18 protein-coding genes and 1 pseudogene are annotated in these 22,915 nt (G+C 75.0%); 12 read left to right on the top strand and 7 right to left on the bottom strand.

The window, feature by feature from the left end:
• Window positions 1-94 precede the first annotated feature (94 nt).
• Window positions 95-1,258, bottom strand: coding sequence for a C40 family peptidase (locus SCK26_RS04190; protein WP_318199886.1), 1,164 nt, complete (start codon window positions 1,256-1,258; stop codon window positions 95-97).
• Window positions 1,259-2,326: 1,068 nt separating this feature from the next.
• On the opposite strand from SCK26_RS04190, the pseudogene SCK26_RS04185 reads away from it, so the two are divergent.
• Both SCK26_RS04185 and SCK26_RS04180 read left to right on the top strand, forming a co-directional pair.
• Window positions 2,327-3,511, top strand: a pseudogene (locus tag SCK26_RS04185) (DUF1996 domain-containing protein); the annotation flags it as partial.
• A gap of 64 nt (window positions 3,512-3,575) precedes the next feature.
• Complete coding sequence (locus SCK26_RS04180) at window positions 3,576-4,229, top strand: GNAT family N-acetyltransferase (RefSeq protein ID WP_318199885.1); 654 nt, start codon at window positions 3,576-3,578, stop codon at window positions 4,227-4,229.
• A gap of 21 nt (window positions 4,230-4,250) precedes the next feature.
• On the opposite strand, the gene SCK26_RS04175 is transcribed toward SCK26_RS04180, so the two are convergent.
• A complete protein-coding gene (locus SCK26_RS04175) occupies window positions 4,251-4,961 on the bottom strand; it encodes a lipoprotein (protein WP_318199884.1) in 711 nt (236 codons plus the stop codon).
• 194 nt (window positions 4,962-5,155) lie between these two features.
• Window positions 5,156-5,542: a class I SAM-dependent methyltransferase gene (locus SCK26_RS04170; RefSeq protein WP_318199883.1), complete on the bottom strand. Its 387-nt coding sequence runs from the start codon at window positions 5,540-5,542 to the stop codon at window positions 5,156-5,158.
• Between the two features lie 71 nt (window positions 5,543-5,613).
• Between SCK26_RS04170 and SCK26_RS04165 the strand changes: the two genes are divergently transcribed.
• From SCK26_RS04165 to SCK26_RS04155, 3 genes are all read left to right on the top strand, one after another.
• On the top strand, window positions 5,614-6,072 hold the full coding sequence (locus tag SCK26_RS04165; protein ID WP_318199882.1) for a flavodoxin family protein: 459 nt from the start codon (window positions 5,614-5,616) through the stop codon (window positions 6,070-6,072).
• Between the two features lie 2,300 nt (window positions 6,073-8,372).
• Window positions 8,373-8,498 (top strand): hypothetical protein, encoded by a 126-nt coding sequence (locus SCK26_RS04160; protein ID WP_318199881.1) that lies wholly within the window; start codon window positions 8,373-8,375, stop codon window positions 8,496-8,498.
• A 79-nt stretch (window positions 8,499-8,577) separates the two neighbouring features.
• Complete coding sequence (locus SCK26_RS04155) at window positions 8,578-9,327, top strand: DUF4239 domain-containing protein (RefSeq protein ID WP_318199880.1); 750 nt, start codon at window positions 8,578-8,580, stop codon at window positions 9,325-9,327.
• On the opposite strand, the gene SCK26_RS04150 is transcribed toward SCK26_RS04155, so the two are convergent.
• The gene (locus SCK26_RS04150; protein ID WP_318199879.1) at window positions 9,309-10,301 is read right to left on the bottom strand and encodes an acyl-CoA desaturase; all 993 of its coding nucleotides are present in this window, start codon (window positions 10,299-10,301) and stop codon (window positions 9,309-9,311) included. The genes SCK26_RS04155 and SCK26_RS04150 overlap by 19 nt on opposite strands.
• Window positions 10,302-10,536: 235 nt before the next feature.
• Between SCK26_RS04150 and SCK26_RS04145 the strand changes: the two genes are divergently transcribed.
• Together SCK26_RS04145 and SCK26_RS04140 are read left to right on the top strand one after the other, a co-directional pair.
• On the top strand, window positions 10,537-12,705 hold the full coding sequence (locus tag SCK26_RS04145; protein ID WP_318199878.1) for an acetoacetate decarboxylase family protein: 2,169 nt from the start codon (window positions 10,537-10,539) through the stop codon (window positions 12,703-12,705).
• 28 nt (window positions 12,706-12,733) lie between these two features.
• Complete coding sequence (locus tag SCK26_RS04140) at window positions 12,734-12,994, top strand: hypothetical protein (RefSeq protein ID WP_318199877.1); 261 nt, start codon at window positions 12,734-12,736, stop codon at window positions 12,992-12,994.
• A gap of 8 nt (window positions 12,995-13,002) precedes the next feature.
• On the opposite strand, the gene SCK26_RS04135 is transcribed toward SCK26_RS04140, so the two are convergent.
• Both SCK26_RS04135 and SCK26_RS04130 read right to left on the bottom strand, forming a co-directional pair.
• The gene (locus SCK26_RS04135) at window positions 13,003-14,625 is read right to left on the bottom strand and encodes a peroxidase family protein (protein ID WP_318199876.1); all 1,623 of its coding nucleotides are present in this window, start codon (window positions 14,623-14,625) and stop codon (window positions 13,003-13,005) included.
• A 39-nt stretch (window positions 14,626-14,664) separates the two neighbouring features.
• Window positions 14,665-15,948, bottom strand: a complete 1,284-nt coding sequence (locus SCK26_RS04130) for a cytochrome P450 (RefSeq protein ID WP_318199875.1) — start codon at window positions 15,946-15,948, stop codon at window positions 14,665-14,667.
• Between the two features lie 124 nt (window positions 15,949-16,072).
• Here SCK26_RS04130 and SCK26_RS04125 point away from each other — a divergent pair, with 124 nt between their 5' ends.
• The 3 genes from SCK26_RS04125 (at window position 16,073) to SCK26_RS04115 (ending at window position 19,760) form a co-directional block, all read left to right on the top strand.
• Window positions 16,073-16,747, top strand: coding sequence for a lysophospholipid acyltransferase family protein (locus SCK26_RS04125; protein WP_318199874.1), 675 nt, complete (start codon window positions 16,073-16,075; stop codon window positions 16,745-16,747).
• A 758-nt stretch (window positions 16,748-17,505) separates the two neighbouring features.
• On the top strand, window positions 17,506-18,756 hold the full coding sequence (locus tag SCK26_RS04120; protein ID WP_318199873.1) for a beta-ketoacyl-[acyl-carrier-protein] synthase family protein: 1,251 nt from the start codon (window positions 17,506-17,508) through the stop codon (window positions 18,754-18,756).
• Window positions 18,757-18,782: 26 nt separating this feature from the next.
• Complete coding sequence (locus SCK26_RS04115) at window positions 18,783-19,760, top strand: acyl-CoA desaturase (protein ID WP_318199872.1); 978 nt, start codon at window positions 18,783-18,785, stop codon at window positions 19,758-19,760.
• On the opposite strand, the gene SCK26_RS04110 is transcribed toward SCK26_RS04115, so the two are convergent.
• Window positions 19,729-20,358, bottom strand: coding sequence for a GNAT family N-acetyltransferase (locus SCK26_RS04110; RefSeq protein ID WP_318199871.1), 630 nt, complete (start codon window positions 20,356-20,358; stop codon window positions 19,729-19,731). The genes SCK26_RS04115 and SCK26_RS04110 overlap by 32 nt on opposite strands.
• 703 nt (window positions 20,359-21,061) lie before the next feature.
• Between SCK26_RS04110 and SCK26_RS04105 the strand changes: the two genes are divergently transcribed.
• Window positions 21,062-21,937 carry a helix-turn-helix domain-containing protein gene (locus SCK26_RS04105; protein WP_318199870.1) on the top strand — a complete coding sequence of 292 codons (876 nt, stop codon included), beginning with the start codon at window positions 21,062-21,064 and terminating at the stop codon, window positions 21,935-21,937.
• A 96-nt stretch (window positions 21,938-22,033) separates the two neighbouring features.
• A complete protein-coding gene (locus SCK26_RS04100; protein ID WP_318199869.1) occupies window positions 22,034-22,849 on the top strand; it encodes an SAM-dependent methyltransferase in 816 nt (271 codons plus the stop codon).
• Window positions 22,850-22,915: the final 66 nt, after the last annotated feature.

The following is a 22,915-nucleotide window of genomic DNA, read 5'->3' as shown; positions in this document are numbered from 1 at the left end:
TGGTACGCGGGTCTGGTCTATGACCTCATAAGCCGCTCTTATGCCTGTCCCAGGGTCGGCTTATGCGCTTGCCGCACCGCGCGGCGCCGACCGCTCAGGCCGGGCGGACGACGCGACGGATCGCCGTCTCGCCGGCGCCGTAGACCGGCTCCTCGCGGATGACCGACCCCGGCCCAGGGGCGTGCACCATCATGCCGCCGCCGGTGTGGAGGCCCACATGCCGGTCGTCGTCGAAGAAGACGACCAGGTCACCCGGTTCCATCGCGTCCGCCGTGACCGGCGTGCCGGCCAGCGCCTGGGCGTGCGCGGCGCGCGGCAGCGCCACCCCGGCGGCCCGCCAGGCGGCCTGCGTGAGCCCGGCACCGTCGTACGAGCCCGGCCCCGTCGCCCCCGACACGCACGGCTTGCCCACCTGCGCCCGGGCGAACGCCACCGCCTTGGCGGCCCGCCGGGCACGAGGTGACTCCGGCGGTGGAGAGGCGGTGGCGGTGAGAGGGATCACAGGACCGTGCACCTGCGCGCCGCCGGGGACGGCCGGGGCCGGGGCGGCGCCGGGGTGGAGGCTGGGCGCGGGGGGTGCGGGGTACGGGGTGGCGGGGATGAGCGGTGCGGAGGACGCCGGGTGCGGGAGGGTGTCGGTTTCGGTGGTGAGTGGTGGAGCGGCCTGGTCCGGGGTGGCGCGGGTGTCGGCGGCGGTCGTATGGGGCGCCGCGTGCGGGGCGGCGGTGGTGGCGCCGGTGAGCGGTGCGGAGGGCGTGAGACAGGGGGTGGCGCCGGTGTGAGGTGCGGGTTCGGGGGGTGCGAGGTGCGGGGCGGCGGTGGTGGCGCCGGTGAGCGGCGCGGAGGGCATCGGGTGCGGGAAGGTGTTGGTGCCGGGCCCCGTTTCCGTGGCGGTGGACGGGAAGTCCGTGGCCGGTGCCGGCGGGACGGCCTCGTCCGGCACGGGTGGTTCGGTGGTGTGACGGGTGAGCAGACCGCCCGCGAGGGCGAGCTTGCGCCGGCCGGTCGCCTTGGCGACGGCGGGGGAGGGGCGGCCGGAGCCGTCGGCACCCGGCAGCGGCCTGGGCCCCCGGGCACGGCTCCCTTGCGCGGCGGACGGCCCGACGACGTCCGGCAGACCGACCGTCTCCGCCGAGGCACCGCCGACCGCTCCCCGTTCCCCGAAGCCCGTTGGCTCCGCCGTACCACCGGCCGCCACCGGCTCGGACACCGGCGCGGCGAGCAGTTCCCGCGCCGAGCTTCCGACCGCGCGCACCACGAGTGGTTCCGCCGCCCGGCTCTCGGCGGCACGCCCCCCGAGCCGACCCGTCACCGGACTCCCGGTGCCGCGCACGCCGGCCGGTCCCACCACGGCGCTCGCGCTCCCAGCCGACGGCATGGTCACGGGACCCTCCGCAAGCGGCCCCGTAATCGGACCTCCCGCAGCCGCCGCGCCCATCCCGCCCTCAGCGGACGGCGCGGCTCCCGCACTCCCGGCCAGCGGTGCGGCCACCGCACCGCCCGTGGACGGTCCCCCGAGAAGCGTCCCAGGCACCACGTTCCCAGGAGCCAACGCGCCCGCCGTCTCGCCAACTCCTCGCTCCAGCCCCCGGACCGCCCCGGCGGACGGCCCCGGCTCCAAGGCCGCCGGCCCACCCCCCGACACGGCACCGCTCTCCTCCGGGAAAGGCGCCGCGGGTGTCCGGTCCGGCCGGCGGTCGGCGGGCAGTACCGCGGGAACGGTCGGGCCGAGCGCGGCGCGTGCCGTGTCGAACCACTGGCGGGTGAGCGCGTCGAGTGCCGGCTCCCGGCGCGGCGGCCCCGGCCGCTCGGCCTGCGGAACGTCCCGTGAGCGCGTCCGCCGGGCCATGGCCCGGGTCGCGTTGAAACGACCGGTGACGTTCTCGGCCTGGTCGTACAGGGAGTCGATCCGCTGCCGAACCTCGTCGTGGCTCTCCGGCGCCATGGAAGAGGTGCTCCTTCCTTGCCCCGCGGGGCAGTCGGGCGGCTCGCCGGAGCGGAGCCCGGGCGGCGGCCTCGCGTCAACCTAGCCAACATGTGTACCTGGTGTGAAGGTTGGGACGTGGAATGTCGGATACGTAGGTGTGGTGCTCGCGGCGGCGTTCGAGGGGTGAAGGAACGCGAACCGTGGTTTCCTGTGGAGTCCGGTGACCCCTGCCGGACCGTTCCGCACGCACAGAGGACGACCTTGGTACGCGACAGGCGCCGACGCCCGCTCCGTGCACGACGTGCGACCGTCGCGGCACTCGCACTGATGCTGGGCGGAGCGGGGCTCGTCGCCGCCGGCGTCCACGCCTCGGCCGCCGAGACCCGCGCCGGCGGCGTTCCCCCGGCCGGCAACGGCCCCGTCGCCTCCGACTACGCGGACATCACCGCCGTACCGCCCGAGGCACCCGCCCCGCCCCCGCAAGCCGGCGCCTCGCGCGGCTCCTTCACCTCCGACTGCGGCGTCAACGGCAATCGCCGGTACAACTCCGACAACCTGATCGTCGCCCCCGGCGTCTCCAACGGCGCCCACCACGTCCACGACTACGTCGGGAACCAGTCGGCCGACGCCTTCGCGAGCGACGAGGACCTGGCGCGCGCCGGCACGAGCTGCGCGGACCGGGGCGACAAGTCCTCGTACTACTGGCCGGTGCTGCGCGTGCGGAACGGCGTGCGGGAAGGCGATGCCGAGGCACCGGGCGGCGGCAGGGAGGGCAACACCGGGCAGATCCTCACGCCGAGGGAGGTGACGCTGACCTTCTTGGGCAACCCGCGGGGCAAGGTCACCGCCATGCCGCGCCTGCTGCGCATCGTCACCGGCGACGCCAAGGCCCTCGTCAACGGTCCCGGCAACGCCAACGCCTCCTGGAGCTGCACCGGTTACGAGTCGAGGCAACTGAGGGACAAGTACCCGCTGTGCCCGCCGGGCAGCGACGTGGTGCGCACCTTCCGCTTCCAGAGCTGCTGGGACGGCCGCGACACCGACAGCGCCAACCACCGTACGCACGTGGCCTTCACCGCCGGGGACGGCTCCTGCCCGCCGGGCTTCAGGGCCATTCCGCAGTTGGTGCAGCGCATCGTCTACGACGTCCCGGCGCCGAGCGTCGCGGACGGCGGCCGCACCGTCCCGCTGTTCGCGGTGGACTCCTTCCCCGAGCAGCTGCACAAACCCGTCACCGACCACGGCGACTTCATCAGCCTCTTCGACGAGGACCTGATGCGCGAGATGGTCGACTGCGTCAACTCCGGCCGCGACTGCGGGCCTTCCGGTGGCCCCGGTGCGATACCGACGCCCGCGCGACCGGCCACGGCACCCGCCGGCACCGCCCCGCTCGGCGCCTCGGACGACGGCGCGGACGACGGCGCGAGCGTCACGGCCGCGTCGCCGTCACCGCGCGCCCCATCCGGCTCGGCGCAGGGCAAGTGGAGGGCGACGGGAGCCCGTGTCGTGCCCGCCGTCATCGGCACCCTGCTCGCCCTCTCCGGAGTGTTCATGCTGCTCCGCGCCAGAGGCCTGCGCCACTGACCGCACGCGTCCGACCTGGCGGTCAGCCCTTGTGGGAGCGCTCCCAAAAGATCAGTATGAAGCCATGGCACTTTCCGAACAGGACCCGTCCGAGCAGGACCAGGCCCCCGTGATCCGGCCCTACCGCCCCGCGGACCGCGACGCCGTCGCCGACGTCTGCGTCCGCACCGCGCACCTCGGCGGCGACTCCCGGGCGATCTACCCCGACCCGGACCTGATGCCGTCCCTCTTCGCCGACCCCTACTGTCACTTCGACCCGGATCTCGCCTTCGTCCTGGACGACGGCACCGGCCGGGCCGTGGGATACATCCTCGGCACTGCGGACACCGAGCGTTTCGTCGCCGATTTCCGGCAGACCTGGATACCCCGGCTGGCCGGCCGCTACCCCGAGCCCGCCGGGCCGCCGCGCACGCCCACCGAGGAGATGATCCGCCTGCTGCACCGCCCGGAGCGGATGCTGGTACCCGGACTCGCCGACTACCCGGCCCATCTGCACATCGACCTGCTGCCGCGCTGGCAGGGGCGGGGACACGGCCGTCGCCTGCTGCACACCTTCCTGGACGCCCTGCGCGGACAGGGCGTCCAGGCGGTGCACCTGGGCATGGTCACCGCCAACACGGCCGCCCGCGCCTTCTACGACCGGGTCGGCTTCCATCCGGTACCGGTACCGGACGCGGGCCCCCTCACCTACCTCGGCCGGGCCACGGCCAGGGACTGAGCGAGGCGGGGGCGGCGGCCCTCAGGAGAGCTTGAGCGTCTGCTTGGCGAGGTCGTACGCGGGCCGCATCTCGTCGTGCTCCTGGGTGTCCATGCCGCCGAGGTGCAGGACGACCGGACCGTCGGGCGTGCCGACGGCGAAGGCGCTCTCCTTCTTGGTCTCCTCCATGAGCTTGTTGGTCTTCAGGTACTCCACCTCCACGGCGGCGACACCGCCGCCGGTCGTGAAGGAGTGGTACTTCGCCTCGCTGACGTCCTTCTCCGCGGCGAGGAACGCGCGCAGCACGCCGCCCGCGTCGGCGTTCCCGGGCTTGCCCTTCCACACGCGCAGGAAGCCGATGTTCCCGGACGGCTTGGCGTCTATCTCGCAGGCCGCGGTGACGGGACCCTGCCGGAGCAGGGCCGCGGCGAGCTGGCCGGCCAGGTCGCCGTCCTCGCCGTCCGCCGCCTTGGCCAGCTCCTTCTCGGCGTCGACGGACTTCGGCTTCCAGCCCTTGGCGATAGCGAAGCCGACGGGCAGTTCACAGGCCGAACCGGCCGGGCCGAGAGTGCCGCCGCGGGCCGCCGACGTGGCCTTCGTCCCCGTCTCCCCGGCCGCCGCGCCCTTGGCGCTCGCCGACGCGCCCGCGGACTTCTTCCCGTCGTCGGCCGTCCCCGCGCAGCCGCCGAGCATCACCGCGACCGCCGCCGCGACGGCCACGCGGCCGCCCACTGTCCCCACCCTGACCTGCACTGTCGTCTCCCGTTCGCTGCGGAGCCGCAACTCTAGCCGAGGCCGCCGACAACGCCGGACGGGATGCGGCTCACCGGTCCGCGGGACGCCGGGCGCGCGGGAACAGCTGCGGTTCGGGCATGGCCTCGGGGAAGTCCGGGGTGAAGCGGGCGCACTCCTCGGCCGGCACCGTCAGACCGGCGCCGGTCACCAGGTCACCAGGTCGCCGAACGCCCGCGTACCGAAGCCGGCCAGCCGGGCCGGCTGTCCCCTGAAGAGGCCGTCGGGTCCTCCGCGTCCAGGGGCACGGTGGCCAGCGCGACGAGGCCGCCGGGCCGTACCGCGCGCGCCGGCTGCGCGATGACGGCCGCCTGTTCGGCGCGTGACATCTGGAGCAGCGAGAAGCACGCGCACACGGCGTCGACGGAGGCTTCCGCGAGTGCCGTGCCGCGGATGCCGGCGAGCCGGAACCCGGCCCCGGGGACCTGCCGGGCGGCCGGCTCGACCATGACCGGCGAGACGCCGAGGCCCAGCGCGTCGGACATCACGGCGGCCGGCGTCCGGTTCGCGGCATCCGGCGCCCGGTGGTTTCCCTCGGTCATCGCGACTCCTCGCGCCGCCCGGCGCCGTCCGTCGTTTGCGCCGACGGCGGACGCACGGCAAGGTGCCGGGTGTGCCTACCCTGCTGATCGTCCATCACACGCCGTCGCCGAACTGCCAGGCGCTGTTCGAAGCCGCCGTGTCGGGCGCCACGACACCGGAGATCGAGGGCGTCCGCGTCGTCCGCCGGGCGGCCCTGTCGGCCACCGCCTCCGACGTGCTGGAGGCCGACGGGTACCTGCTCGGCACGCCCGCCAACCTCGGTTACATGTCCGGTGCGCTCAAGCACTTCTTCGATCAGGTCTACTACCCCTGCCTGGACGGGACCAGGGGCCGTCCCTTCGGTTACTACGTCCACGGCGGCAACGACGTCACCGGCGCCGTCCGTGCCGTCGAGACCATCACCACGGGCCTCGGCTGGCGCCGGGCGGCCGACCCGGTGACCGTCACCGGCGAGCCGGGCAAGGCCGACACCGAGGCGTGCTGGGAACTGGGCGCGACGGTCGCGGCGGGCCTGATGCCCGGCGACTGAACGGCGGCCCGGCGCCTGGCGCGCGGCCACCGGAGTGATCTTCATACAATTACACCCCGTGATCGGCGTGGAGCGAATCTCGCCTCCCTTACCGCCCTGTTAATCCTATTTACGTGTTCATGGGAGTCCTAGGGGGATGCGGACGGGCCGTCGGGACCCGTCTCCCCGCGGTGCTGCCGCTCATCATGGCCGTGTCGGCCGGAGCGGTGGACCGCGCCGTCGCCGACGGCGCGGGCACCCACGGCCTCGCCTTGGAGGTCACCGTCAACACCCGGGCCGGTACGGCGGCGACCCGGCCCGGCATCCGCGTCGGACACCCGCTCGTGAAGACGTACCGCCTGATCAACCGCACCGGGGCCGACCTCTACGACGTCCGGGTGAGCGACCCCGGCCTGCCCGGCGCCGTCATCCGCTGCCCCGGCGGCGGCGATCACCTCCCCATGCTCCGCGGCCTGGACACGGCGACCTGCACCGCGTGGTCCACCGCGCGCGAGGGCACCTGGATCGCGGACGTCACCGCCGTCGGCAGCGTCCCCTCGCTCGGCTACGAGTCCCGGGCGGCGGCCCGCTCCGGATACACCGGCGTCGGCGGACGGCTGTCGCTGACCGAGACCGTGACGACCGGCGGCGAGATCCCCGACGGCGCCCTGCTCCTCGGCCGGGCCACCGTCTTCTACGACGTCACCAACACCGGCAACCGCACGGTGTACGACCTGCGGCTCACCGACCCGGTCCTCCAGCCGCCCGCCATCGTCTGCGCGACGGGCGACAACACCGTCCCGAGCCTGGAACCGGGCGTGACGGCGCGGTGCGTGGCGATCGTCGAGCGGCCCCCGGGGGAGTACGTCAGCGAGGGACACGTCAAGGGAACCGACCGGCTCACCACGCTCCGGCCCGACGGCTGCCCCGAGTGGCCACCGAAGCTCAAGGCCTGGGGACCAGGCGGTTTCACCCTGTACCCGCCCCCTCCGCCTCCTCCGCCCCCGCTCCCCGAACCGCCGACGCCGACCCCCGTCCCCGTACCGCCGCCGCCCCCGACCTTCGTCCCCGTACCCCCACCCCCGCCCTTCCCCGCTCCACCCCCGCCGCCGCCCGCCCCGGTGCCGCCTCCCGCCCCCCCGGTGCTGCCGATTCCACCGGGAGTGGTCTTCCCGCCGCCCCCACCGCTGCCACTGCCCGGTGCGCCGGCCCCGGGCGTGCCCGCGCCCGGCGTGCCCGTGCCCGGCGCGGTCGCCGGTGCCGGTGCCGGCGGCGCGGGGGCGGGCGGCGGCGCAGCCGCGGGGGCGGCGCGGCGGCCGGTGCTGGTGCGGTCGCCGGCGCGGGTCCGGGTGCCGCCGCCGGTGCCGCGGCGCGGCGGGGGCGGGTGGTGGAGCAGTGGCCGGGGCTGGTGCTGGTGCTGGTGCTGCTGCGGGTGCGGGTGCTGCCGCCGGTGCGGTGGCGGGAGCGGGTGGTGGAGCAGTGGCCGGGGCGGGAGCTGGTGCGGCTGCCGGTGCGGGCGCGGCCGGTGTCGGTGCTGGTGTCGCCGCGGGTGCGGGTGCTGGTGTTGCCGCCGGTGCCGGTGCCGGTGCCGGTGCCGGAGGAGCAGGAGCCGGTGCTGCCGCAGGTGCCGGGGCGGGAGCAGGCGTGGCGGCTGGCGCGGGTGCGGGAGCCGGTGGGGGTGCCGCCGCCGGGGCAGCCGCCGCTGGTGCTGGTGCTGGTGCTGGTGCTGGTGCCGGTGCCGCTGCGGGTGCCGGGGCAGCGGCGGCGCAGCCGCAGGAGCGGGCGCGGCGGCTGGCGGGGCGGCGGCTGCCGGCGGGGGAGCAGCGGCGGCCGGTGCGGCGGCGGTCGGCGGAGCAGGCGCGGCGGCGGCCGGTGGCGGCGGGACCGCTGCCGGTGGCGCCGGAACGGCGGCCGGTGGCGGCACAGCGGGAGCGGTCGCCGGCACGACGGCCGGTCAAGGCGGAGCCACGGCCGGTCAAGGCGGCGCCACCGCAGGCCAGGGCCAGACCACCGGAGGCGAAGCAGCCGGCGGCCAGGCAACGGGAGGTCAAGGCACCGGCGGCCAGGCACCAGGCGGTCAATCCACCGGAGGCGAAGCAGCCGGCGGCCAGTCCACCGGCGGCCAGGCAACGGGAGGCCAGGCAACCGGCGGCCAGGGAACGGGAGGCCAATCCACCGGCAGTCAGGCAACAGGAGGCCAGTCCACCGGCGGCCAGTCCACCGGAGGTCAAACCACCGGCGGCCAGTCCACCACCCCCGCCAACCCCCGGCCCCACCCCCCGACCCGGCGTCCCACCGCGGCCCCCCGCGCCCCGTCCATCATGTCCCGGTTCCTCCGGCCCGGCGGGCGGCCGACCGGGCTCGGTCTGCTCGCCGTGCTGTTCCTGCTGCTGATCCCCGCCGCCCTCGCCGCCGCGCTGCTCGGCTCCCGGCGCATCGGCAAGTGATCGCCGACCTCGCCCGTCCGCCCGCACTCCCGCCCCCGTTCCCGGACCGAGCACCTCCAGACGACAGGAGACCACGCCGATGATCGAGACCTTCGCCATCGTTCTGGGGATCGCCGTGGTCGCCGCGGGCGTCGTGGTGATCAAACACCGCTTCTGGCCCCCGGCCCCGGACGACGAACCCAGGGAGGACGTCGCCGAGTACATCGCCATGATGGTCAGCGTGCTCTACGCGCTCGTGCTCGGTCTGTCGCTGGTGGCCGTGTGGGAGGCCCGGTCCGCCGCGGAGGAGCATGTGCAGGCGGAGGCGAGCGCCGCCCACCAGATCCGGCTGCTCTCCGCCGGGCTGCCGGCGCCGGCGGGCGAACGTGCCAGGGACGCCGTGGACGCGTACGCGCACCACGTCGTGTCCGAGGAGTGGCCCGCCATGACCGTCGGACAGCCGCCGGGCCGGCGCGGCTGGGACCTGCTGGAAGACCTGAGAGCGGCCGGCCAGGTCCCGGCCGGCGCCACTCTCGCCCAGCAGGCCACGCTCCAGGAGGCACTGGCCCAGCTCAGTGCCCTGGACGACGCCCGGCGCGGCCGGGAGGCGGACGTCGGTGAGTCCCTGTCACCCGTGCTGTGGTTCGGGCTGATCGTCGGCGGCCTGCTGACCGTGGCCTTCATGTTCCTGTTCGGCGTACAGCGCAGCGTCACCCACGTGGTGATGGTGATGGGCCTGACGGCGCTCATCACCTTCACCGTGCTGCTGGTCTTCGAGCTGAACCAGCCCTTCAACGGCTTGTTCGCCGTGGACTCGACGCCGTTCTCCCGTTACTTCACCGGCAGCTGACGGTGCGGCACCCGGCGCCCGGCCGCCTCCGCGCGCAGCCGTGCGGTGATCCGCCGTCCGTCCGGCCAGCGCACGTCGTACGCCCAGCCCCACCGCTCGAAGCGGGCGATCAGCCACGCCGTGAGGTCCGGCTGGCCGCGCAGCCCGCCGTGCCGGGCGCTGTTGGGATCGGCGTGGTGGAGGTTGTGCCAGCCCTCGCCGAAGGTCAGCATGGCCACCCAGGGCACGTCCCGGGACTGGTCACGGGTGCTGTAGTGGCGCGGACCGAAGGCGTGCGCCACGGAGTTGACCGACCAGGTGACATGGTGCACGACGGCGTACCGCACCAGGCTCGCCCAGAAGAACGTGACCAGCGCCGACCGCCCGTCCTGGGTGGCCGCCAGGACCAGAGCCGGCGGAAGCGCCAGCGAGACGGCGATGGTCAGCGGATAGCAGCGGTCCAGGCGGCGCACGTCCGGGTCGGCGAGCAGGTCCGGGGCGTAGCGCGGGTAGTGGGAGCGGATCGGCGAGGAGAACCAGCCGACCTGGGCGTGCCACAGCCCTCTGAGCAGCGCCCGCCGGGTGGTGCCGTACTTCCACGGCGAGTGCGGGTCGCCCGCCCGGTCCGCGTACTGGTGGTGGCGCCGGTGCTCGGCCACCCACAGGGTCACCGGGCCCTCCATGGCGAGGCCGCCCGCGATGCCGAGGGCGATCCGCAGCGGCCGTTTCGCCTTGAACGACAGATGGGTGAAGTGCCGGTGGTAGCCGGCGGTGATGCCCATGATGGACAGCGCGTACATCCCGGCGCCGAGGACCGCGTCGTACCAGCGCGGCCCCCAGCCGCCGGCCAGGGCGACGGGCAGGGCCAGCGCCAGCACGGCCAGCGGGGCCACCACGATCAGGAGCAGCGTGTTGGCGCGCAGCGGCAGCCCGACCGGGACGGTGTCCGGGAGCGGGACGCCCAGGCCCTCGGGGCGTTCGGGGGACAGGGTCACGGCGCGCCTCCCGCGAGGAGAGGCGGGGGAGTACAGGGGGTCATGTGCGGGGATTATGTGGCAGCCGTATGCCCGTCGAGCCCAGGCTCGGCGGGCAGTACGGCACCCGGCGGCATCCTCTACCTGGATGGATGAAGGTGCGGACGCGGTCCTGCGGGCCGACCATGGGAGCGGGGCCGTGCCCGCCGGTCCGGCCCCGGTACCTCCCCATGTCGTCTAGCCGAGGGAGCGTCGGATGCGAGCGGACGGCACCGCGCCCGGACGGCCCGCGCCGGACGGCCGGGACGCCAGGGACCTGCTGCGCGGTTGCGCGCGGGACGTCGTGGAGGTGGCCGAGGGCATCCGCGCGGTGTCCGAGCGCACCAGCACCACGCTGTTCGGGCCCGCACTGACCGCCTCCGCGCGCCGCCGCCCCCGCACCGGCCTGGCCGCCCGGTGGGCGATGCTGCGCGCCCTGACCAGCAAACAGGGCCTCGGCGGTTCCGCGATCACCGCGCCGAAGGGCGTCGGCCACGTCCTCGGCGCCGCCGGCGAGGCACTCGGCCGGGAGAGCCTGGCCGCGCTGGTCGCGGTCACCTCGCTGCGGCTGCGGATCGCCGCCGTCCTGGTCGACCACCCCGAGTTCGTGCGCGATCCCGGGATGCGCCGGCTGACCGAGGCCGTCACCGCCGACAAGGACCTGGCGGCCGTACGGGCCCTGCGCGCCCTGTTCCGCGACCAGGGAGCGCAGCGCGCGCTGTCCGGGCTGGCCCCGCTGATGGCCGAACTCCTCGCCATCCGTGCCCTGCTGGACGAGGACCCGAAGAACGACGAGACCGGCTGGGCGCTGGCCACCGGCCGCGAACTGTCCGCCGACCCGCTGCACGGCGTCAGCGCCGCCCACCTCGCGGGCCTGGACCGCGGCGAGGGTGCCGCCGAACCCGTCGGCCTCACCGACCAGGAACGGCAGGTCATCGCCACCAAGGGGTCCTTCCTCGGTTTCCTGCGCAACATCGAGATGCTCTCCACCGACGGACGGATCCTGCTGCAGAACGTGCGCGGCCCGGACGGTGTCGTCCGCTACGTCCTCCAGGCGCCCGGCATGGCCCCCGGCCGCCCCCGCACCGACTCCCCGCAGGACTTCATCGGCGCCTGGCGCAACCTGTTCATGCCCGACTCGCCGTACACCCGCGCGATCCTGCTCGCGCTGCGGGACTACGGCATCCCGCGCGGCGCCGACCTCGCGCTGATCGGGCACAGCGAGGGCGGGATCGCCGTGATGAACCTCGCCCAGAGCGAGGAGTTCTGCCGCACCTACCGCGTCACCCACGTCGTCGCCGTCGGCTCCCCGGTCGACACCAAGAAACCCGCCGACCCGCGCACCTGGGTCGCCAGCATCACCAACCAGCACGACATCGTGCCCGTCCTCGACGGCCGCGGCGCGGGCTCCGCGTTCGACCCGCATCCGAACTGGTACGAGGTCGACTACACCGGACCCACCCACGAGTTCCCGCTCTGCCACATGCTCCACGAGTACATCGAGCACCTGCGGACCGTCGTTCCCGAGGCCCGCGAGCGCGTCGACGAGGCCCTCACCCCCTATCGCGGCCCCGTCGTGCGCACCCAGGCATACCAGCTCAAGGACCGCGCCAACCCGCCCGAGGGCTATCCCTTCCTCACCCTGCCCACCACCTCGGTGCCCACCACGGCCGGCCCGGTCGACGTGCCCGTGCGCTACTACGACTCCTCCGCCGCCCACCTCTGCTTCCCCGTCGACGCCGACACCGCCCGCGCCCTGCTGCCCGGCGTCACCTGGATGACACCGAGCCGGCTCGGCCGGCACGCGCTGGCGGTGCTGTCGCTGTACGAGCACCGCTGCACCACCATCGGCCCGTACACCGAGATCGCCCTCTCCGTGCTGGTGGACGACCTGTGGCGGCCGCGCCCCTACGACGTCGTCCTCGACCTGCTGCGCCGGGCCGACCTGAGGCGCACCGGCCGCTACGTCCTCTCCCTCGCCGTCACCACCGAGGAGGCCCGGACCGTCGCCCGGGAGGTCTGGGGCCAGCCCGCGTTCCGGGCGCCTGCCGAGGCCAGGCTGACGGGCCGGGACCTCGCCGTCCGCGCCCCGGACCTCGGCCTCGCCGTCGAAGGCCGCCTCGGGCCCGGCGCACGCTGCCCCGAGGCCGACTGGATCCTCTACGGCCGCCGGGGCGAGAGCACCGTCCGCACCCTGGTCCGGGCCCACGGCGGGCTGCGGCTGCACAGCGGCGGCGGCATCCGACTGCGGCTGGACACCGGCGCGGCCGAACCCCTCGCCGGGCCCCTGCGCCGGCTCGGCATCGCCACGGCCAGCCCCCGACTGGTCCTGGCCTCCCCGCAGTTCATGCTCCACCGCAGCGCCGGCGCCGTCCTGCCGCGCTGACGCACCCACACCCCCACGGGAGTCCGCCATGGTGACCGAGTCCCCCGAAGTCACGTCCTCCGACACCGAACTCCTGGACCGCGCCGAGGCGTTGCGGTCGGACGCCGAGCTGATGGAGGAGTACGCCCGGCGGCTGCGGGCCACCGCGGACACGCTCGCCGGCGCTCCGGCGGCCCCGGAGTGGAGCCGCCCGACCCTGGCCCGGCAGGCCGCCGCCTGCGCCACGGCTGCGGGGCAACTGCGCGCCGCAGCCGAGGCGTTGCGCCTCCACGCGCGAGCCGGGGACTGAGCCCGGTCTCAGTCCAGCGCGGCCCGGGCCTCGGTCGCGCTCCGGCCGAGCGAGACGACGTAACGCCCCTTGTCCTCGGGCAGGTTGCGGTGCACCAGGTCGGAGAAGCCGTGGGTGCGCCGGATGATCTCCCAGCCCTCCGGGGAGAAGGTGGCGGGCCCGAACAGACGGGGCGCGAGCAGGGGGTTGTTCAGCGCCTCGGAGAACGCGTCGACGGAGATGATCCGCTCGAGCAGCCGCCCGAAGATCGCCCCGGGCTCCGGCTCCTCCGCGAACAGCCCGACGTGCAGGTCGATCGCGTCCACGTCACCGTCGTACACGTCCAGCAGCGCCTGCTGGACGCGGGGGTCGCCGGAGATCTGCCGCGCGTCGGTGACCCGGGGGAAGCCGTAGTGGGCCCGGTAGTCGTTGTACGAGGCCAGCCGCAGCTCCCGGCCGACGGCGACGCTGCGCTCCTCGATGGGCAGCAGCAGCGGGTCGGTGTTGAACAGCCCGGACAGACCGGCGGGTTGCCGGGAGAGGTCCTGGAACAGCGGGCCGAGGCCCCGGTCCAGGACGAGCTGTCCGTTGGCGATGGTGTGCGCGAGCGGCACCGGCCGGCCGGCGATGGCGTACGTCGACGGGATCAGGCTGTGCCAGCGGTAGACGAGGCTGAACTCGATCGTCGCCCGGTTCTCCCGGTGCCACACCCCGCGGTCGGTGCGCACCGGATCGAGGACGAAACCGAAGTGGTACGGCGTGATGTGGTTGATGTACTCCTCCAGCATCACCCGGATCATCAGCACGATCAGCGTGTTGCGGGTGGTCTGGAAGACCCGTTCGTCGTCCCAGTCCGGGTGCGCGGCGGCGAGGACGCCGGCGACCCGGTTGTGCTCGCGCAGGAACAGCACGTTCAGCGCCATCGGCCCGATGTGCGCGTGCGCGCGCTCCCCGCCCCACGCGAACAGCGTGTCCACGAACTCCTCGGGCACCTCGTCGAACCGCACCGGCCGGATCGCCCGGAACTCCTGCCTGATCCGCCCGTTCTCGCACAGGGCGGGCGGGAACTCGCCGCCGTCGACGATCCGGCTCTTCAGCCGGCCGCCGCGGAAGGCGCGCAGACAGGCGGTGACCTCCGGCCGGTCGCCGTAGAGCTGGCACATGTCCAGGGTGTGCGGCGAGTCGGTGCGGCGCGGGTCGCCGGTGGCCGCGTGACCGCGCAGGAAGCCGTCGGTGAACCACTGCGCGAACGCCGGCAGCAGCGCGGTGGACCGGGCGCAGGAACGGCCCTCGCCCTCACGGCGGAACAGCTCCGCCACCCGCTCCGGCGCGGGCAGAACCCCGCGCGAACCGGTCACCGGCGGCAGGTGCCGGCCGACCCAGGACCGGTCGGTCAGCGAGTCCCAGGTGGTGTACGGGGCCTTCGTGCTCAGCGGGTTGGGGCGCGGCGGCGCCTTCAGCACCGCCAGGTCGGTCAGCTTGGAGTTGAGCCTGCGCCGCAGCCACCGGCTGCGCTGGGCCGTCTGCCAGGCCGGTCCGTAGTGGGTCAGCACATGCGTCTCGAAGCGGTTGCGCAGCCCGTCCCGGGACCGGTCCCTGGCCCCGGTCCAGGGCGGTGCCCCCGGCTGGGGCGGGCGGGAGGTGACGGTCATCGGTCCTCCGGTCGGTTCGCGGATCGCTCGGATCCCGGGTCAGGGCGCGGCCACGGCGCTGCGGCCGGAGCGCACGGTGTAGTGCTGCGGGAACGGGGTGCCCGCGTAGTCCAGGGCGCGTTCGGCGCCGGGCAGCGGACGCACGCCGGGGCGCAGCAGCACCCGCCGCACCAGCTCGGGCACGATGACCCGGGCCGCGTACCGGCCGACGCAGTCGTGGGCGCCGTAGCCGAGGACGAGGTTGTGCGCGGGCGGACGTCCGGGCCGGAACTCGCCGGGTGCGTCGAGCACGTCCTCGTCGAACATCGCCGACGCGAAGCAGGCCAGCACCACGCTCTTGGCCGGGATGAGGGTCTGCCGGCCGGTGCCCGCGGCCAGCAGGTGGTCGCGTACGCACAGCCGGGGTGTGACCGGCACGAACGGATGGAAGCGCAGCGCCTCCCACACATAGGCGTCGAAGCGGGACGGGTCGCTCTCGCCCGCCGCGCGTTCCGCCTCCGCCAACACCTCGGGGCGCACGGCGAGTTCCTTGAGCGCGGTGGCCGTGCACTGGGTGGCGTTCTGCTGATAGCCCGTCAGGTAGCCGACCAGGTTGGCGTTGACCCGCTCGTCGTCGAAGCCGTATCCGGCGGGCAGCCGGGTGTCCAGCATCCGGCCCAGCACGTCGTCCGGACCGTCACCGCGCGGCGCGGTCCGGCGGCGGGCGATCACCTCGGCGACCCGGTCGCGCAGTTCCCGGCCGGCGGCCACGCCCGCCGCGTGGATCCCGGGGTCGCGGTCGGGGTTGACGGCGAACGCCCACTGCATCCGGCGCGTGCAGGAGTGCAGCGTCTCCTCCTCGATGCCGGTGAAGCCGAGATAGGCGACGGCGACCCGGGCGGCGGCCAGCCGGGCGTAGTCCTGGACGAGGTCGAAGGTGTCCGCGCCCCGGCCGGTCGCCTCGTCCAGCACCTCGTCGGCGATCCGCGCGGTGAGTTCCCGTACCCGGGGCGCGTCCTCGGCGGCGAGCATCAGCTGCCCGTAACCGCGCTCCCGCCAGTGCAGGTCCGCGCCGTCCCGGGCGAGGACGAACGGCCCGCCGAGCACGTCCTCCAGCACCGGGCCGAACACCCCCACGGTGAACGTCTCCGGCGCCGACAGCACCTCCAGCACATCGGGGTGCCGGGTGACGAACACACCGACGGGCGTGCGGAACACCGGCCGGTGCGCGCGCAGCTCGGCGAACAGGGCCGCCCTGCCGGTCGCCATGGCCCGCCGCAGCAGGGCCACCCGCTGCGGGACGTCGTCCCGCGGGACCGCGTCGTACGCGGCGAGAAAGTCCATGCCGGTCATTCAGCCACCGGCCCACGGTCCTCGCACGTCGGACGGGCATTCGGGGCAGGAGGTGTGCGGGCGGGCGGCGCACGGGTGACGATGGGCGTCCGGACGCGGCGGAGAGGAGGGCCCGATGCTGGCGGCGTGGGCCGGGGCCCTGGTGCCCGTTTTCAGCGACACGAGCGTGACCGGTGCCGGCAATCTGACGGGGCCGCGCGGCACCGGATGCGTCCTCGCCGCCAACCACACCTCGTTCTTCGACCCGGTCCTGCTCATCGGCACCCTGCACCGGCTCGGCCTGCGTCCCGCCGTGCTGGCCACGGCCGGACTGTGGCGGGTGCCGCTGCTGGGCCGGGCCCTCACCCGGGAGGGTTACGTTCCCGTGCACCGGGGCAGCCGCCGCGCCCCGGACGCCCTCCGGCACGCCGCCGACGCCCTGGCCGCCGGTCGGCACGTGCTCGTCTACCCCGAGGGCGGCCTGCCCCGCTACCGCGCCTCCCACGACCGTCCGCCCGGCCGCCTGAAGTCCGGGGTGGTCCGGCTCGCCCTGTCCACCGGCGCACCGGTGATACCGGTCGGACACGCCGGCGCCCGCCGCGTCTCCTCCGGCAGCCGCGCCAAGCAACTCGCCGGCTGGGCCACCGCGCCCCTGCGCCGCCCGCACGTCCACGTCCACATCGGCCCCGCCGTCCGCCTGGACACCTCCGACCACCCCCTGGACACCCTGGAAACCGCCCTCGCCGACGCCTGGACGAACGCGGTCCGGGCCCTGGCGGAGGCGCCGGACGCAGGCGGAGCGGACCACTGACTCCGGCGGACGGAGGGTGGGTCCGAGTGGCCGCGCGTGCCGGGAGGACCTCAGGCGTGTGTCGTCGTGCGACGTCCACCAGGGCGGTGCCGAAGATCCGCGGCGTCGGCGGGAACCGGGCCGCCGGGCGGGCGCGGGGGCCATGCCGCTGCGAGCGGACGCCGCTTGCCGGGTCGGCGGATCGGGCACCGGACGGCCGGGGCGTGTCCGGCGGAACCGGCGTATGGAACGCCATGGCTGAAAGAACGGGAGTGCGCGCCGCCGTGCCGACGCGCGGCCCCGGCATGGGCGCGGCCCGGCGGCGACGGCGCATCCGAGGGACACGACGACGCCCCACCGGCCGCCGCCGGCGCCGATGAGACGCACCGGCGGTGACTGGTCCCGCCGACATCGGCTGACCCCGCCCGTCCCGGCCGGCCCCGTCCCCGCCGACCCCGTCCGTGGCGGTCGACCCGTCCCGCCGGCCACCCCCGTCCCGGGCAGCCGCGCCGCCCTCGTCTGGTCGCCCCCCGCCGGCCGGCCTCGCCGGTCTCGTCTGGTCGCTTCCCCGGCCGGCCCCGCCGGTTCCGCCCGGCCCACCCCGTCCCCGCCGCCCTCGTCCGTCCCCGCCGGCCCCGCCCGTCCCGGCCACCCCCAAAGGGCCCGGTGGCCGCGCGGTGCGGCAGGTTCGCGCATCCGGGTGGTAGTGGGTGTCATCCCGCGTCGGTCGAGCTGTCGCGGCGCGTGACCGGCCCCCGCGGTCCGGATAATCACGGCTCATGCAGCAGGTGAAAGCAGGTCCGTCCCGGGCCCCCGTCGCCGTCACCGGACTCGGTCTGATCACTCCGGCGGGCATCGGCCGGGACGCGGCCTGGGCGGGACTGTGCGCGGGGCAGTCCACCGCCGCCCCCGACCCCGCCCTGGCCGGACTGCCCGTGGCCTTCTCCTGCCAGGTGCCCGGCCTGGACGCGGCCGGTGCGCTCGGGCACCGGCTGGCCCGCCGGCTCGACCGGTTCACCACCTTCGCGCTGCTCGCCGCCCGCGAGGCCGTCGCCGACGCGGGCCTCGCACCGGCCGGCTGGGACGGCGCCCGCGTCGGCGTGGTGATGGGTGTCGGCACCGGGTCCATGCAGAGCTGGCAGGCCGAGTTCGACCGGCTCGCCGACGCCGCCCCCGAGCGCGTCTCCCCGCTCGCGCTGCCCCGCAGCGTGCCCAACATGGCCGCCGCCGAGATCGCCCTCGACCTCGGCGCGCTCGGCCCCAACATGGTCGTCAGCACCGCCTGCGCCTCCGGCACCAGCGCGCTCGGCCTGGCCCGGGACTGGCTGCTGTCCGGCCGCTGCGATCTGGTCCTGGCCGGCGGCAGCGAGTCGGCCCGGCTGCGGATGACCGCCGCCTGCTTCGCCCAGATGCGCGCCCTGTCCCGCCGCGCGGACAGCCCCGACGCCGCCTCCCGCCCCTTCGACCGGGACCGCGACGGCTTCGTCCTCGGCGAGGGCGCCGCCGTCCTCGTCCTGGAACGCACCGAGGACGCCCGCGCCCGGGGCGCACGGCCCGAGGCGCTGCTCGCCGGGTTCGGCGCCTCCTGCGACGCCCACCACTTCGCCGCCCCGCGCCCCGACGGCGACGGCGCCGCCCGTGCCCTCGGCGCCGCCCTCGCCGATGCCGGCCTGGCCCCCGAGGACATCGACCACGTCAACGCGCACGGCACCGCCACCCCTCAAGGGGATGCCGCCGAACACAACGCGCTGCACCGCGTCTTCCGCCGCCGTCCCCCGCCGGTCACCGCGGTCAAGGGCACCATCGGGCACGCCATCGGCGGCGCCGGGGCCATCGAGGCGGCCTGCACCGTGCTCACCCTGCGCCACCAGCTGATCCCGCCCACCGCCAACCTGGACACCCTCGATCCGGCGATGGACCTGGACATCGTCACCAAGGTGCCCCGCCCGCACCGGACCCGGGCGGCGGTCAGCAACTCCTTCGGCTTCGGCGGCCAGAACGCCGTCCTCGCCTTCACCGCCGTCGACTAGTCCACCGGGGCCGAGAAAGGACCTGCATGTCCGCGGAGATCTCCGACACCGTCCCGCCGGCGGCCGGCGGCCGGTCCTGGCCCACCGGTGAGCAGCTGATGATCGGCGTCTTCGTCGCCGTACCGTTCCTCGCCCTGCTCGCCGCCGTGCCGCTGGCCTGGCGGCACGGGCTCAGCCCCGTCGACCTCGCGCTCGCCGTCGCCTTCTACCTGGTCAGCGGGCTCGGCATCACGGTCGGCTTCCACCGGCACTTCACGCACGGCTCGTTCAAGGCCCGCCGTCCGCTGCGGATCGCCCTGGCGCTGGCCGGCAGCCTCGCCGTACAGGGCCCGCTGATCATCTGGGTGGCCGATCACCGCAAGCACCACAGGTACTCCGACCGGGACGGCGACCCGCACTCGCCCTGGCGGTACGGCCGCTCGCCCCGCGCCCTCGCCAAGGGCATGCTCTACGCCCACCTCGGCTGGCTGTTCGAGACCGAGCACGCCTCGCCCTGCGCCTACGCGCCCGACCTCGTCCGCGACCGCGCCCTGATGCTGATCTCCCGCCGCTTCGGCCTGCTGGTGCTCGTCTCCCTCGCCCTGCCCGCCCTGCTCGGCGGGGCGCTCACCCGGTCCTGGCAGGGCGCGCTCACCGCCCTGTTCTGGGCCGGACTGGTCCGGATCTGCCTGGTCCACCACGTCACCTGGTCCATCAACTCCATCTGCCACGTGACCGGTTCCCGCCCCTTCCGCAGCCGGGACCGCTCGGGCAACGTGTGGTGGCTGGCCCCGCTGTCCTTCGGCGAGTCCTGGCACAACCTGCACCACGCCGACCCCACCAGCGCCCGGCACGGCGTGCTCACCGGCCAGCTCGACGCCGGTGCCCGGCTGATCCGCTGGTTCGAACGCCTCGGCTGGGCCTACGACGTGCGCTGGCCGGACCGACGCCGCATCGCCCGGCGCAAACCGGACGGCGACAGCCCGGCCGGGGTCAGCGGACCCGTTCGGCCGCCGCGCGGGTGAGGTGGCGGCGCGGCCCCGCGGTGCCCCGGGCCCGGCCCGTGCCCGGCGCGGGCGCGTCGGTGAGCGGCCGGACGAACAGGCTGACGCTGGCCTCCTCCACGAAGTCGTTGCGGCGCATCAGCTCGGCGGAGGCGGTGTTGCGCCGCTCCACGTCCGTGACCACGCACACCGCGCCGGCCTCCGCCAGCCGCGCGCAGCACTCCCGCACCAGCCGGGAGGCCGCCCCGCGCCCCTGGTAGCCGGGGTCGACGGCGATCCACTCCAGGTACCCCCAGTCGGCGCGCTGCTCGAAGGACAGCGAACCGAGCACGAACCCGGCGACCCGGTCCCCGTCGAGCAGCACGAAGCAGGCCGGGTCCGGTGCGTCCAGGTGGCCGGCGACGGCCGACAGCGACCAGCCGGTGTAGGGCATCGCGTCGGTGTCGTAGACCCGGTGGCCGAGGTCGAGTACGGCGGCGAGGTGCTCGAAGCCGAGCGGGCGCAGCGTCAGCTCGCCGGCGGGAGGGCCGGGCGGCGCCGTCGACGCGGAGGGGTCCTGCGGGACGGGCGGATCCTGCGGGACCGGCGCGGCGGCGGGGTCGGTGGGCGTGTCGGCCATGAGCACTCCCTTCGGTGCGGCATTTCGCAGCATATGTCCGCTATGGCGGTCGAGCACGGCCGATACCGCCCGCTCCTCCGTCCCCGGCCGGGCCGGACGCCGTAGGAGAAGGCGGCCCAAGGGGTGATCACGGGTGATCGCCCAAGGCGAGCCGGCCGGGACGCTCGCCTCCGGATGGTTCAGCGGCGCGGATCGGGACCGGCGGCCGGTGCGGAGACTGCTCGCAGCCCGGCGGCCGGTGCCGCAGGAGTCCCGGCGGCGCCGCGATGTGCGCACGCAGCGGCGTGACGCTCGCCCCGCCCGGCGGCGCCGCGACCCCCGCCGCGCGGGAGCGGTCCGCTGCGGTCGGTGGCCGGCGGCCGGGCGGGGGAGCCGTCGGGGACGGGACGGAGTCGTCGCCGTGCGTCTTTCGTCCGGCCTCGTGAGCGCGGTCGGCGGGACCGGCCGCTCGGGTGGCGGACGCCTTTGCCACCTGCCCGAAAGCTTTGGTGGCGGCCTGTTCGCCCGCCGAGCCGGACCCGCCGCCTGCCCCGTGGGCCGGGCCGGGCGGCGGGTCCACTCTGGCACCTGCCAACCGAGCCACGCAACCGGCAAGTTGAAATTTGCAAGTGGCGAAGTGCATGCTGCATCCGACGGAACGTGATCGAATGGGCCGGACCGGTCCGCCTGCGCGGACGACCGGAGGCTGACGAGGGGGGTGGGCGTGACCGTGGAGACCACGTGGGGCGGCGCGCCCTCCGTGCTGCGCATGATCCTCGGCAGACGCCTGGAGGAACTGCGCACCCGGGCCGGGCTCAGCTATGCCGAGGCGGGCGCGGCCATCGGGGTCAGCCACTCCACGATCCGCCGCATGGAGGCCGCCAAGGTGGCCCGGCTGCGGCTCGCGGACGCCGAGAAACTCCTCCAAGTCTACGGCGTCGTGGACCGGGAGGAGATCGACACCTTCCTGCAGTCCGTGCGCGAGGCCAACAAACGCGGCTGGTGGCACACCTACCGCGACATCCTGCCCCACTGGCTGCCCGCCTACCTCAGCCTGGAGCAGGCGGCCCTGCAACTGCGCGGCTACGAGAACCAGTTCGTGCACGGCCTGCTCCAGACCGAGGACTACGCCCGCGCCCTGCTGGCCGCGTCCTACCCGCACGCGCCCGCCGACATCACCGAACGCCGGGTCGCGCTGCGCACCCGCCGCCAGCAGCTGCTGACCGGAGCGGAACCGCCGCGGCTGTGGGTGGTGATGGACGAGACCGTGCTGCGCCGGCCGCTCGGCGGCGCGGAGGTGATGCGTGCGCAGATCGACCACCTCATCGAGGTGGGCCGGCTGCCCCATGTCACCGTGCAGATCATGCCGTTCGCCAACGGACCGCATCCCGCGCTGTGGGCCGGCGCCTTCCACCTCTTCCGGTTCCGGGCCCGTGAACTGCCCGATATCGCCTACCTCAGCGGACTGGCCAGTGCGCAGTACCTGGACAAGCCCGACGAGGTGGTGGTCTACCGCGAGGCCCTGGACCGGCTGAGCGCCCAGGCGCCGTCCGCCCGCACGACCGAGACCCTGCTCGCCGCGCTGCGCAAGGAGTGGTGAGCCGCCGATCCCGTCCGCCTTCTCGCACCACCCCGCGCATCCGCCCCCGCACGTCGACGCGAGGGCCCGACCACGACCCGAATGGGAGACACGGCGTTGCCCGAGAACGGATGGCCGGCCGACCGGATCGACACCGAGAACGCCCACTCCGCCCGCATCTACGACTACATACTCGGCGGCAAGGACTACTACCCCGCCGACAAGGAGGCGGGCGAGGCGATGGTGCGGGAGTGGCCCGCGCTGCCGGTGCACATGCGCGCCAACCGCGACTTCATGAACCGTGTGGTGCGCAGGCTCGCCGAGGAGGCGGGCATACGGCAGTTCCTGGACATCGGCACCGGCATCCCGACCTCTCCCAACCTGCACGAGATCGCCCAGGCCGTGGCTCCCGAGTCGCGGGTCGTCTACGTCGACAACGACCCGATCGTGCTCACCCTCTCCCAGGGCCTGCTGACCAGCGCGCCCGAGGGCCGGACCGGGTACCTGGAGGCCGACTTCCGTGATCCGGCGGCCATCCTGAGCGCGCCCGAGCTGCGCGAGACGCTGGATCTGAGCAGGCCCGTCGCCCTCACCGTCATCGCGATCGTGCACTTCATGCTGGACGCGGACGACGCGGTCGGCGTGGTGCGCCGGCTGCTGGAGCCGCTGCCCTCCGGCAGCCACCTCGCGATGTCCATCGGCACCGCCGACTTCGCCCCCGAGCAGGTGGGCCGGGTCGCCGGCGAGTACGCGGCCCGCGACATGCCGATGCGGCTGCGCACCCTGGCCGAGGCCCACGAGTTCTTCGACGGCCTCGACCTGGTCGGACCCGGCATCGTCCAGGTCCACAAGTGGCATCCCGACGGCAGCGGCGAGCAGGGCATCCGGGACGAGGACATCGCGATGTACGGCGCGGTGGCCCGCAAGCCCTGACAGACCCGGGGCCGGGGTCCGACCCACCTCCCGGACCCCGGCCCCGTCCCTCGTCGTACGACGCGT

The organism is Streptomyces sp. SCL15-4, from assembly GCF_033366695.1.
Lineage (GTDB): Bacteria > Actinomycetota > Actinomycetes > Streptomycetales > Streptomycetaceae > Streptomyces.
The sequence above is the reverse complement of the archived record's forward strand: the minus strand, read 5'-3'. Positions and strand labels throughout refer to the sequence as shown.

Bases quoted from the DNA above. Each gene is read 5' to 3' on its own strand.
- SCK26_RS04135 (WP_318199876.1), bottom strand. From the start codon at position 14,625: ATGACCGTCACCTCCCGCCCGCCCCAGCCGGGGGCACCGCCCTGGACC.
- SCK26_RS04145 (WP_318199878.1), top strand. From the start codon at position 10,537: ATGCGAGCGGACGGCACCGCGCCCGGACGGCCCGCGCCGGACGGCCGG.
- SCK26_RS04155 (WP_318199880.1), top strand. From the start codon at position 8,578: ATGATCGAGACCTTCGCCATCGTTCTGGGGATCGCCGTGGTCGCCGCG.
- SCK26_RS04140 (WP_318199877.1), top strand. From the start codon at position 12,734: ATGGTGACCGAGTCCCCCGAAGTCACGTCCTCCGACACCGAACTCCTG.
- SCK26_RS04110 (WP_318199871.1), bottom strand. From the start codon at position 20,358: ATGGCCGACACGCCCACCGACCCCGCCGCCGCGCCGGTCCCGCAGGAT.
- SCK26_RS04130 (WP_318199875.1), bottom strand. From the start codon at position 15,948: ATGGACTTTCTCGCCGCGTACGACGCGGTCCCGCGGGACGACGTCCCG.
- SCK26_RS04180 (WP_318199885.1), top strand. From the start codon at position 3,576: ATGGCACTTTCCGAACAGGACCCGTCCGAGCAGGACCAGGCCCCCGTG.
- SCK26_RS04115 (WP_318199872.1), top strand. From the start codon at position 18,783: ATGTCCGCGGAGATCTCCGACACCGTCCCGCCGGCGGCCGGCGGCCGG.
- SCK26_RS04170 (WP_318199883.1), bottom strand. From the start codon at position 5,542: ATGACCGAGGGAAACCACCGGGCGCCGGATGCCGCGAACCGGACGCCG.
- SCK26_RS04120 (WP_318199873.1), top strand. From the start codon at position 17,506: ATGCAGCAGGTGAAAGCAGGTCCGTCCCGGGCCCCCGTCGCCGTCACC.
- SCK26_RS04125 (WP_318199874.1), top strand. From the start codon at position 16,073: ATGCTGGCGGCGTGGGCCGGGGCCCTGGTGCCCGTTTTCAGCGACACG.
- SCK26_RS04160 (WP_318199881.1), top strand. From the start codon at position 8,373: ATGTCCCGGTTCCTCCGGCCCGGCGGGCGGCCGACCGGGCTCGGTCTG.